Source organism: Streptomyces niveus, from assembly GCF_001723055.1.
GTDB classification, from domain to species: Bacteria; Actinomycetota; Actinomycetes; order Streptomycetales; family Streptomycetaceae; genus Streptomyces; species Streptomyces niveus.
This window is the reverse complement of the sequence record NZ_MDCR01000097.1, coordinates 1-11,980: the sequence shown is the minus strand read 5'-3', so window position 1 is coordinate 11,980 and position 11,980 is coordinate 1. Positions and strand designations below refer to the sequence as shown.

Below are 11,980 nucleotides of genomic sequence, written 5' to 3'. Positions count from 1 at the left end.
ACCTTGTGCCTGGGGTGTGCCTGGGCTCCTGTGCGTGTCCTCAACCGCATGGCGAGTCCGTACAGAGGCCACCGCGATCTGCGCTTCTCCCGCCTCCAGCGGGATCTTGCAGTATCCGACACACCCGACCGCGTGGGTCGGCGAGTGTTCCAGGTTAGTTTTACTAACGGCACACAGAAACCGGAGAAGTAGTGCCTACGATCCAGCAGCTGGTCCGGAAGGGCCGGCAGGACAAGGTCGAGAAGAACAAGACGCCCGCCCTTGAGGGTTCCCCTCAGCGCCGCGGCGTCTGCACGCGTGTGTTCACGACCACCCCGAAGAAGCCCAACTCCGCGCTGCGGAAGGTCGCGCGTGTGCGTCTGACCTCCGGCATCGAGGTCACGGCCTACATTCCGGGTGAGGGACACAACTTGCAGGAGCACTCCATCGTGCTCGTGCGTGGTGGCCGTGTGAAGGACCTGCCGGGTGTTCGCTACAAGATCATCCGCGGTTCCCTGGACACCCAGGGCGTCAAGAACCGCAAGCAGGCCCGCAGCCGCTACGGCGCCAAGAAGGAGAAGTAAACAATGCCTCGTAAGGGCCCTGCCCCGAAGCGCCCGGTCATCATCGACCCGGTCTACGGTTCTCCTCTTGTCACCTCGCTCATCAACAAGCTTCTGCTCAACGGCAAGCGTTCCACCGCTGAGCGGATCGTCTACGGCGCCATGGAAGGCCTCCGCGAGAAGACCGGCAACGACCCGGTCATCACGCTGAAGCGCGCGCTTGAGAACGTCAAGCCGTCGCTCGAGGTCAAGTCCCGCCGCGTCGGCGGCGCCACCTACCAGGTGCCGATCGAGGTCAAGCCCGGTCGCGCCTCCACCCTCGCGCTGCGCTGGCTGGTCGGTTACTCCCGCGCCCGTCGCGAGAAGACCATGACCGAGCGCCTCATGAACGAACTGCTCGACGCCTCCAACGGCCTCGGCGCTTCGGTCAAGAAGCGTGAGGACACGCACAAGATGGCCGAGTCCAACAAGGCCTTCGCGCACTACCGCTGGTAGTCAGCGCCCACATCGAGACCGAGAGAAGATTGAGCCTTATGGCCACCACTTCGCTTGACCTGGCCAAGGTCCGCAACATTGGGATCATGGCCCACATCGACGCGGGCAAGACGACCACCACCGAGCGGATCCTGTTCTACACCGGTGTGAGCTACAAGATCGGTGAAGTCCACGACGGCGCAGCCACGATGGACTGGATGGAGCAGGAGCAGGAGCGCGGCATCACGATCACGTCTGCCGCGACGACCTGCCACTGGCCGCTCGACGATGTCGATCACACGATCAACATCATCGACACCCCGGGTCACGTCGACTTCACCGTCGAGGTGGAGCGTTCGCTCCGCGTCCTCGACGGCGCCGTCACCGTGTTCGACGGAGTGGCTGGCGTCGAACCGCAGTCCGAGACCGTATGGCGTCAGGCGGACCGCTACGGCGTGCCGCGTATCTGCTTCGTCAACAAGCTCGACCGGACCGGCGCGGAGTTCCACCGCTGCGTCGACATGATCTCGGACCGCCTCGGCGCGGTTCCGATCGTCATGCAGCTTCCGATCGGTGCCGAGATGGACTTCAAGGGCGTCGTCGACCTCGTGTCGATGAAGGCCTTCGTCTGGTCCGCCGAGGCCACCAAGGGCGAGATGTACGACGTCGTCGACATCCCGGACACCCACACGGAGGCCGCCGAGGAATGGCGCGGCAAGCTCCTTGAGGTCGTGTCCGAGAACGACGACGAGATGATGGAGCTGTACCTGGAGGGCCAGGAGCCCACCGAGGAGCAGCTGCACGCGGCGATCCGCCGTATCACGCTCGCCTCCAAGGGTGCGGCCGACTCCGTCACCGTCACCCCCGTCTTCTGTGGCACCGCGTTCAAGAACAAGGGCGTTCAGCCCCTGCTCGACGCGGTCGTGCGCTACCTGCCCTCCCCCCTCGACGTCGACGCCATCGAAGGCCACGACGTCAAGGACCCGGAGACGGTCATCAAGCGCCGCCCGTCCGACGACGAGCCCTTCGCCGGGCTCGCGTTCAAGATCGCGAGCGACCCGCACCTGGGCAAGCTCACCTTCGTCCGGATCTACTCCGGTCGCCTGACGGCCGGCACCGCGGTGCTGAACTCCGTGAAGGGCAAGAAGGAGCGCATCGGCAAGATCTACCGTATGCACGCGAACAAGCGTGAGGAGATCGAGTCGGTGGGCGCCGGCGACATCGTCGCCGTCATGGGCCTGAAGCAGACCACCACCGGTGAGACGCTGAGCGACGACAAGAACCCGGTGATCCTGGAGTCCATGGACTTCCCGGCGCCGGTGATCGAGGTCGCGATCGAGCCCAAGTCCAAGGGTGACCAGGAGCGTCTGGGTGTAGCCATCCAGCGCCTCGCGGAGGAGGACCCCTCCTTCCAGGTTCACTCGGACGAGGAGACCGGCCAGACCATCATCGGTGGTATGGGCGAGCTTCACCTCGAAGTGCTTGTCGACCGCATGAAGCGCGAGTTCCGCGTGGAGGCGAATGTCGGTAAGCCGCAGGTCGCTTACCGTGAGACGATCCGCAAGACCGTCGAGCGTATCGACTACACGCACAAGAAGCAGACCGGTGGTACCGGCCAGTTCGCGAAGGTGCAGATCGCGTTGGAGCCCATCGAGGGCGGCGACGCGACCTACGAGTTCGTGAACAAGGTGACCGGTGGCCGTATCCCCCGTGAGTACATCCCCTCGGTGGACGCGGGCGCGCAGGAGGCCATGCAGTTCGGCATCCTGGCCGGCTACGAGATGGTGGGCGTGCGCGTCACCCTTCTCGACGGTGGCTACCACGAGGTCGACTCCTCGGAGCTCGCCTTCAAGATCGCCGGTTCGCAGGCGTTCAAGGATGGTGCCCGCAGGGCGTCGCCCGTACTCCTCGAGCCGATGATGTCCGTCGAGGTCACCACGCCCGAGGACTACATGGGCGATGTCATCGGCGACCTCAACTCACGCCGTGGCCAGATCCAGGCCATGGAGGAGCGCCACGGCGCTCGTCTCGTGAAGGGCCTCGTGCCTCTCTCGGAGATGTTCGGCTACGTCGGAGACCTCCGCAGCAAGACCTCGGGTCGCGCAAGCTACTCGATGCAGTTCGACTCCTACGCCGAGGTTCCCCGGAACGTCGCCGAGGAGATCATCGCGAAGGCCAAGGGCGAGTAGCTCGTCCCGAGCACGCTTTAGGCTTGTCACCGGCAAGCCCTGGGGCCGCCGGACACCGCGTGCGGGAAACCGCGCGAGGTGCCCGGTGCCCCGGGCCCCGGCATCCCAGCAAAGATCACCTGGCGCCGATGAGTAAGGCGTACAGAACCACTCCAGGAGGACCCCAGTGGCGAAGGCGAAGTTCGAGCGGACTAAGCCGCACGTCAACATCGGCACCATCGGTCACATCGACCACGGTAAGACGACCCTCACGGCCGCCATTACCAAGGTGCTGCATGACGCGTACCCGGACCTGAACGAGGCCTCGGCCTTCGACCAGATCGACAAGGCTCCCGAGGAGCGCCAGCGCGGTATCACCATCTCCATCGCGCACGTCGAGTACCAGACGGAGTCGCGTCACTACGCGCACGTCGACTGCCCCGGTCACGCGGACTACATCAAGAACATGATCACGGGTGCGGCGCAGATGGACGGCGCCATCCTCGTGGTCGCCGCGACCGACGGCCCGATGCCGCAGACCAAGGAGCACGTGCTCCTGGCCCGCCAGGTCGGCGTGCCGTACATCGTTGTCGCGCTGAACAAGGCCGACATGGTGGACGACGAGGAGATCCTCGAGCTCGTCGAGCTCGAGGTCCGTGAGCTCCTCTCCGAGTACGAGTTCCCGGGCGACGACCTGCCGGTCGTCAAGGTCTCGGCGCTCAAGGCGCTCGAAGGCGACAAGGAGTGGGGCCAGACCGTCCTCGACCTGATGAAGGCCGTCGACGAGTCGATCCCGCAGCCTGAGCGTGACGTCGAGAAGCCGTTCCTCATGCCTATCGAGGACGTCTTCACGATCACCGGCCGTGGCACGGTCGTCACCGGTCGTATCGAGCGTGGTGTGCTCAAGGTCAACGAGACCGTCGACATCGTCGGTATCAAGACCGAGAAGACCACCACCACGGTCACCGGCATCGAGATGTTCCGCAAGCTGCTCGACGAGGGCCAGGCCGGTGAGAACGTCGGTCTGCTCCTCCGTGGCATCAAGCGCGAGGATGTCGAGCGCGGCCAGGTCATCATCAAGCCCGGTTCGGTCACGCCGCACACCGAGTTCGAGGCCCAGTCCTACATCCTGTCGAAGGACGAGGGTGGTCGTCACACCCCCTTCTTCAACAACTACCGCCCGCAGTTCTACTTCCGTACGACTGACGTGACCGGCGTCGTTACCCTCCCCGAGGGCACCGAGATGGTCATGCCGGGCGACAACACCCTCATGACGGTCTCGCTGATTCAGCCGGTCGCCATGGAGGAGGGCCTGAAGTTCGCCATCCGCGAGGGTGGTCGTACGGTGGGCGCCGGCCAGGTCACCAAGATCAGCAAGTAATCGCCGATCTGCATGTGATCTGGTAGCTCCGCAACGAGCAACCGAGTCAACGCAGGGGCCCCGCACCAGCTTTCGGGCTGGGGCGGGGCTTCTGTGCGTTCTCCCCGCGCTCCGTCTGAGTACGGATACTCAGACGGCGTAAGTGCCACCACTGCGTGCTGAGAGTGAGGCAGGTCGTACCGTTTGTGATGCCCGGGGGCAGCGCGTCATACGTTCGCGATTCTCCGCTCAGGCGAACGATGAGGGGGCGCAGGTGAGTTGGGACGAGTGGGAGCAGATCAAGGCGGATGTGGCGGCTCGGGAATCCACGGGGATGCGGTTGAATCAGCATCCCGCCGGCCAGGACGGGTCTGGCAGCTCTCTGACGGACGGTCTGAGGTCCAGCAAGAAGGCGTGGCTCAAGGCCGGTGAGGGCGTCGGCTCCCTCCGTAAGGGTGTGAGTACGGCACTGACCCAGCTCGAGGAGGGCCAATCGGAGCTGGGAGCGCCGTCCGGCTGTCTGAGTGCCGAAGCGCAGCGGAGTGTGTTCTCCTCCTGGAAGCGCTATACCCGGGCCGTGAGCGGCCGCTGCGGCTCCCTTCAGGAAGTCCTGGAGAAGGTGGGCCATGAGCAGCTGAAGACCGACGAATCGGTCCGGGCCGAGGTCGAGAGTCTGAAGCTGTCCTACCAGGACACGGAAGCCGTGGGCGGCTCGGGCGCGGGGAAGGGCCGGTGACGCGGGCATGGACTACAGCACGCTGACGGCCCTCAAACCGTCCGCCTTCGAGGATGCCGCAGAGGGATACCGCAGTACGGCGAACATGGCGCAGGCGGCCAAGGATCACATCGAGAACGTGGTCGCCCCCGGGATGCGTGAGTCGTTGGAAGGCGTGGCGGTGGATGTGGCGCACAAGGAGCTTCGTGAGCTGGCGGCCAACTTCCAGTACACACAGACGGAGTGCGGCGTCATCAGTACCGCGCTCAACGCACTCGCGTACGATCTGGCAGCCGCAAAACGGAAGCTCGAAGCGGCCGTGGCGGACGCGCGTGCCGAGAACTTCACCGTCAATCCCGGTGGCTCGGTGACCTATCCGGCGGGACCGGACAAGGTCGACGGCAAGATTCCCCAGGGCGGTACGGCGAGCGGCGTGACGACTCCGTCGGCGCAAGACATCAATCGTCAGGCCGCCTTCTTCGACCCGAACCCCTACTTCGCCCGTGCGCCAGGCGATTGCCGACCGTATCGCCGTCGCCCTGGACGAGGCGACGGCTGCCGACGAGAAATGGGCGCCGAAGCTCCGGGCCCTGAAGGCTGATGACGACCTCACCGTCTCCGCGCGGGACTGGACGGATGTCACCTCGGACACTGCCGGCGTACGCAAGGCGGCCGAAGCGTTTCTCGACACCATCAAGGGCCCTCCGAAGGAATCGACCGGCGAGGCCAACGCGCAGTGGTGGAAGAGTCTTTCCCAGGAAGAGCGTGCCGATTACGTCTCCATGAACCCTGCGAGCGTCGGAGCTCTCAACGGTCTTCCCGCCGATGTGCGTGACGAGGCGAACCGCGTCGTGTTCGCGGAGCAGCGCGGCGCCACACAGCACCAGCTCGACACCTTGCTCAGGAACGAGCCGGCCCGCTTCCGGCCGCATGTCTCCGGTCGTGCGGGGGCGAGGGTCCAGACGGAGGAGTGGGAGAAGTGGAACAAGGAGAGGGAAATACTGCAAGGGCGTGTCGACGGGATGGACACCATTCAGGAACGATTCGACGCGACGGGTAAGGATGGCCTGCCGGAGGCTTACTTGCTCGGCTTCGACTCCGAGGGCAAGGGCGGCGACGGCAGGGTGATCCTGGCGAACGGAAATCCGGACACCGCCGATCACACCGCGATCTATGTGCCCGGCACGGGGACGAAACTGAGCGATATCGATGGCGACCTGGCCCGCTCGGAGGTGCTGTGGCGGCAGAGCGACGCTCTGGGCAACGGTGACAGCGTCTCCACCGTCACCTGGTTCGACTACGACGCCCCGCGCTCGGCGAAACCCGGTGAGAAGGGAGACATTCTGCCGGAAGCCATGTTCGACGAGCAGGCGGCCGAGGGGGGACCCATCCTCAGAGGCTTTCTCGACGGCAGCAGTGCCGCCCACATCGAGGCCAGCGGAAATCCCGGGCACACCACAGCCATTGGTCACAGCTACGGCAGCACCGTCATCGGAGACGCGGCCAAGTCCGGGGGCTGGCCGGAGGGGCCCCTGCCGGTCGACGACGTTCTCGTGGCGGGAAGCCCTGGCATGCAGGCGGACCGTGCGGCCGATCTCGGGATCAGGCAAGGGCACATGTGGGCGATGGCCGGTGACGGCAATGATGGGTTCGTACGGGAGGGTGGCAGATGGTTGGCCGGCCTCGGGGACAAGTGGACGATTCCGACCGACCCTGCTTTCGGTTCGAACGTTCTCCAGTCGGATTCCGCGGATCACAGCGGGTTCTGGAACGAGAACAGCCTGAGCCTGAGCCAGCAGGCGTTCGTGGTCACCGGCCAGTACGAAAGGACAGAAGTTGAATAGGCTGGGCGCCTCGATTGTCTTGGCGCTGGTAGTGGGTCTTTCCCTGGGAGGGTGTTCGCAAGTGAAAGAGGAGGGGAAGGACAAGGCACCGGCGCCGGTCCGTGATGAGCAGGTCGTGGAGAAAAGAGTCCTCGACGCGTCGAGTGAGATCCGGGACGCGATTGGGCTGGAGGGGAAGGCGCGACCTTGGAATGCCTTTCCTGTCAAGTGCTCGGGCTATCCGTCCGAGGAGAACGTGGTCAATATGAACCACACCTGGACGTTCTCCGGGGTATCCGACGAGAGTCTCGAAGAGGCCATGGGGAGACTTCGGAAGGCCCTGCCCGCCGAAGGCTGGAAGATCGTCAAGGACGGCCCCGACCGCAGCCAGTCCAAGGCGCCCCAGATCGTGGCGAACTCCGGTGATGGTCAGGTGAGTGCGGATATGCGGCTGTTCCTGGAGCCGCCTGGCGCCGAACGGAGTTCGTCGATCACGATCTTCGTCGTGTCCAAGTGTTTCCGCGACGGCGCGGATGGCGACGCTGCCGACGCCAGCTGAAATCGGGTGCGGCGGGTTCCGTCGCGCTTCTAGGGTTGACGGGCAGGTCGTCAGGGGGCAGTGGGGGAGTGTGGGGCATGCGTACGGCGTATCCGCGGACCGTGCATGTGCCCTGGTCGCCCGGCGTCTCCTCGGACGATGTGCGGGGCGGGGATCTGGACGGGCTGCGGGGGCGGGAAGTCGTCGTCACCGAGAAGATGGACGGCGAGAACACGACCCTGTACCGGGACGGGCTGCACGCCCGGTCGCTGGATTCCGGGCATCATCCGTCGCGGGCCTGGGTGAAGGCGCTCCAGGGGCGGATCGGGGCGTTGATCCCGGACGGGACGCGGGTGTGCGGGGAGAACCTGTACGCGCGGCACTCGATCGCGTACGAGGACCTGGAGAGCTGGTTCTACGGCTTCTCCGTCTGGGACGGCGAGTGGTGCCTCGAGTGGGACGAGACCGTGCGGGTGCTCCGGCGGCTGGGGATTCCGGTGCCCGTCGTGTTGTGGCGGGGTGCTTTCGACGAACGGGCCCTGCGGGGGCTGAAGTTGGACCCCGCGCGGCAGGAGGGGTACGTCGTACGGACCGTCGAGGGCTTCGTACGCGAGGACTTCGGGCGGCGGCTCGCCAAGTGGGTCCGGCCGCGGCACGTCCAGACCGACACGCACTGGATGCACGCCGCCGTCGTGGAGAACGGGCTCGGGGCGGGTGCCGCGTTGTGGGACGTGCGGTCGGGGGGACCGGTGGACGCGGCGGCCGTGGCACGCGCCGTTGGGGTCGCGGGGAACGAGGGGGCCGTCGGCGAGGTCGTCGGGCGGCTCGACGCCGGCGGGCGGCACGGGGACGACCGGCTGGGCGGGGTCCTCGCGGCGCTGTTCCACGACGTGCCGCGCGGGCGGCTCGCGGGCGCGCTCGCCGGGCCGCTCGGGATGGCGCAGGCGCGCCGGGTCGCCGACCTGGTGGGTCTGCACGGGGCGTTGCACCGGCCCTTTCCCGACGACGAACGCCGCAGCGGGCTCGCGCGGATGGCCCTCGCCGCCGACCTCAGGGTGCTGCACGCCGTCGCCGGCGCCCTCGCCGCGGACGCCGGGGCGCGGGAGCAGGTCGACTGGTCCGCGCTGCACGCCGAGGACGCGGGCCTGCTGGACGGCGGGCCGCCGGCGGCGCTGCGTACGGGGCTGCGCGCCGCCCTCGACGGGCTTGGGGCGGACGCCGTCGCGCGCTGCTGGGCGCAGGCCCGTGACGCCTGGGCCGACGGGCGTCTGACGACCGTCGAGGAGGCGGTGGCCGCGACGTGGCGGTGGCGCGCCGGGAACTTCCCGTCGCTGATTCACCTCGTCGGCGCTTCGGGGAGCGGGAAGAGCACCTTCGTAGGAGGGCTGACCGGGGTCGGGACGCGGGTCTCGCTCGACGAGTTGCGGGAGTCCCGTGGCTCCCGCGCCGACCAGCGCGCCAACGGGGACGTCCTGCGCGACGGCCTCGACCGGCTCGACCGGGCTCTCGCCGCCGGCGGGACGGTCGTGTGGGACGCCACCTCACTCAACCGCCAACAGCGGTCGCTCGTAGGGGCGGTAGCGCACCGGCGGGACGCGTTCGTCACGCACGCCGTGCTGCTCGTGGACGAGGCGGAGCTGGTGCGCCGTAACGGCGTCCGGCAGCACCCGGTGCCGCCCGACGTACTCACGGGGCAGCTGCACCGCTTCGTACCGCCGTATCCGGGGGACGCGCACCGTACGTGGTACGTGGGGGCGAGCGGCGCCATCGAGGACACGGACGGCATCGAGAGCGGGGGAACGTGATGCGGACCAGCGATCAGCTCTACCACCAGGTCCGTTGGGACCCGCGCTTCGACCCGGCGCGCTTCGTGCTCGGCGTCAGCCGGCGCGGCACGAGTCCCGGGCGGATCCCGCTGCCCGCGTTCGTGCCCGGCGGCGACATCCCGTGGCACCGCGTGCTGTTCGTGGAGGCTGACGGTGAGGTGGTCTGGGACCGGGCCACGGGCGTCGACCGCATCGACGCGACGGACGCGGGGCGGGTGCGCCAACCACGGTTGCTGCGGGCGCCGTTCTTCACCGCGGGTACTCCTCACGCGTACGGCTCCGAAGGCTGGCGCCCGGCGCGGGGCGGGCCGTCGCCTTCACCCGTCGGCTCGCCGCGCGTCTTGACCTGGAACACCCTCTGGGACCGCTACGACAGCGACCGCGTCCGCACCGCCGAGCGGCGCCCCATGCTGCTCGCCGCCCTCGCCGAGTCCGACGCCGACGTCATCGCCCTCCAGGAGGTCGAACTCGACCTGCTCGCGATGCTGCTGAACGCCCCCTGGGTACGGGCGAGTTACACCGTCAGCAGTGACCCGCGCGGGCGCGAGGTGGACGACAACGGACTGCTGCTCCTCAGCCGGCTTCCCGTCCGCGAGTCGGGCCACCATGTCCTCGGCTCGCACAAGGCCGTCACCGCGTTCACCGTGGAGACCGCCGCCGGTCCGCTCGTCGTGGCCGCCACGCACCTGAGCAGCGACCACTCCAAGGACGGCGCGTACCGGCGCCGTGACGAACTGGCCGCCCTCGCCGAGGGGTTGGGCGGGATCGACGCCGACGTGATCCTGCTGGGCGACTTCAACGACGGCTCCGGTGGCGACGAAGGACCGGCCGCCGCGCTCGGGCTCCGGGACGCCTGGAGCGAGGTGTACGGCTCCGAGGACAGCACGCCCACCTTCGATCCGGTCACCAATCCGCTGGCGGCGGTGGCCTCGCTGTCGGGCCGCGCCGCGCGGCTGGACCGGGTGCTGGTGCGGGGGAGCGGGGTGGTGACCGGGGCGGTGCTGCGCGGGGACACGCCGGACGGGAGCGGGCTGTACATCTCCGACCACTACGGGGTGGAGGCGGAGATCGCTCTCGATGGGGCGGAGGCTCCCGCGGACGGTCCTGCGGACGTGCTGGAGGTGGAGGCCACGGCACGTACGGCTGTCGCCTGGCTACCGCCCCCTGAGCTGTGGGCTCCGCTCCAGGCCGTACGGCGCGAGCACGACCCGCAGGTCGACCGCTGGCCGCCGCATGTGAACCTGCTCTTCGGCTTCGTCCCGGAGTCCGACTTCGACCGCGCGGCCCCGCTGCTCGCCGCTGCCGCAGCCGAGACCGCGCCCTTCACGGCGCGGCTGGCCGGCGTGCACACCTTCGGGCACCGCGAGGACGCCACGCTCTGGCTCGACCCGGCGGCGGACGGCGACGCGGAGTGGGCGGGGCTTCGGCGGGCGCTGGAGAGGCGCTTCCCGCGCTGCGGTGGGCGGCGGGCCGAAGGCTTCACACCGCATCTGACGCTGGGGCGGAGCCGGGACCCGCAGCGGATCGCGGCCGGGATCGAGGCGCGGCTCGGCGAAGCGTCCCCTGCTGTGGGGGAGTTGGCACTGCTGTCGCGCAGGGGTGACGAGCCGATGCGGGTACGGGCGACGGTCGCGCTCGGTACGGGCGAGGTCACCTGGCTGCCGGAGGAGACGGCGGCGGGCCCGTCCGATGCCGAGGCTGACGACGCGGGCGACACCGCGCGACTTCTCGCCCGTACCTTCGCCGAAGGCGCCGTACACGTCGCGGGCTCCCGCCGCATGGGCTGCGCGTCCGCCGGGGCGGACCTGGACCTGGTGGCGGCGCTGCCGGGCGAGACGGTGGACATGGGCGAGCTACGGCGCCGGGTGGGCGCCGCGCTGCCCGTGTCCCGCATGCGGGAGGTGGTCGGCGCACGCGTACCCGGACTCCGGTTCACGGTGGGCGAGTTGGGCGTGGACCTGGCCGTGGTCGCGACCGGTTCGATGTCGCCGACGCAGGCCGTGGACCGTCGCGGGGAGCTGGGCGAGGCGGCTGCCGTCGCGCTGAGCGCGGTGAGCGACGCGGCGGCGATACGGGACACGGTCGGCGACCGCCACGACGCCTTCGCGGCGCTGGCGAGGGACGTGAAGACCTGGGCGGCGGCGCGGGGCCTGGACTCGGCACCGTTCGGCGGGCTGCCCGGCCTGGCCTGGGCGGTCCTGGCGGCGCGCACGGTCGCGGAGGCCGGCGCGCTGGGACGCGAGGAGCTGCTGCGGCACTTCTTCGGCACGTGGGCGGCGTGGGACTGGCGCGTCCCGGTCGGCGGTGCGGGGGACGCCGCTCCTGCCGCCACCCCCGCCCCCGTCACCGTACTGACCCCGACGGCCCCGGTCCGCAGCTGCACGGACCAGGTCGGCCCCGGCCAACGCGACCTGCTGGTGCAGGAGTTGTACCGGGCCTGGGAAGAGTCCCCGCCCCCGTCCATGCACCGCCGCCACGCCGCCTGGGCGGTGGCAACGGTCCACACGCGCCGCCCCGACACCCTGGGCCGCTTC

General features: G+C 68.6%; 10 protein-coding genes. All 10 read left to right on the top strand.

Features of this window, described 5'->3' with window-relative positions; all coding sequences use genetic code 11:
- Nucleotides 1-191: 191 nt before the first annotated feature.
- The gene (gene rpsL, locus BHU15_RS13135; protein WP_003948652.1) at nt 192-563 is read left to right on the top strand and encodes a 30S ribosomal protein S12; all 372 of its coding nucleotides are present in this window, start codon (nt 192-194) and stop codon (nt 561-563) included.
- Nucleotides 564-566: 3 nt separating this feature from the next.
- The gene (gene rpsG / locus BHU15_RS13130; RefSeq protein ID WP_023539364.1) at nt 567-1,037 is read left to right on the top strand and encodes a 30S ribosomal protein S7; all 471 of its coding nucleotides are present in this window, start codon (nt 567-569) and stop codon (nt 1,035-1,037) included.
- 38 nt (nt 1,038-1,075) lie between these two features.
- Nucleotides 1,076-3,205: an elongation factor G gene (fusA, locus tag BHU15_RS13125; protein ID WP_023539363.1), complete on the top strand. Its 2,130-nt coding sequence runs from the start codon at nt 1,076-1,078 to the stop codon at nt 3,203-3,205.
- Between the two features lie 166 nt (nt 3,206-3,371).
- Entirely contained in the window at nt 3,372-4,565 is a 1,194-nt protein-coding gene (tuf, locus tag BHU15_RS13120) for an elongation factor Tu (protein ID WP_069627353.1), read from the top strand.
- A gap of 253 nt (nt 4,566-4,818) precedes the next feature.
- Nucleotides 4,819-5,280, top strand: a complete 462-nt coding sequence (locus BHU15_RS13115) for a hypothetical protein (RefSeq protein ID WP_069627352.1) — start codon at nt 4,819-4,821, stop codon at nt 5,278-5,280.
- Nucleotides 5,281-5,287: 7 nt separating this feature from the next.
- Nucleotides 5,288-5,860, top strand: a complete 573-nt coding sequence (locus BHU15_RS42130) for a hypothetical protein (protein ID WP_368483201.1) — start codon at nt 5,288-5,290, stop codon at nt 5,858-5,860.
- Nucleotides 5,763-7,103 (top strand): alpha/beta hydrolase, encoded by a 1,341-nt coding sequence (locus BHU15_RS13110; protein ID WP_368483200.1) that lies wholly within the window; start codon nt 5,763-5,765, stop codon nt 7,101-7,103. The genes BHU15_RS42130 and BHU15_RS13110 overlap by 98 nt, the downstream gene beginning before the upstream one ends.
- A gap of 61 nt (nt 7,104-7,164) precedes the next feature.
- Nucleotides 7,165-7,641: a hypothetical protein gene (locus BHU15_RS13105; RefSeq protein ID WP_069627351.1), complete on the top strand. Its 477-nt coding sequence runs from the start codon at nt 7,165-7,167 to the stop codon at nt 7,639-7,641.
- Nucleotides 7,642-7,718: 77 nt separating this feature from the next.
- Complete coding sequence (locus BHU15_RS13100) at nt 7,719-9,425, top strand: RNA ligase family protein (protein WP_069627350.1); 1,707 nt, start codon at nt 7,719-7,721, stop codon at nt 9,423-9,425.
- Nucleotides 9,425-11,980: poly(A) polymerase (locus BHU15_RS13095; protein ID WP_069627349.1), on the top strand; the 2,556-nt coding region annotated here is incomplete at its 3' end. The genes BHU15_RS13100 and BHU15_RS13095, both read left to right, overlap by 1 nt.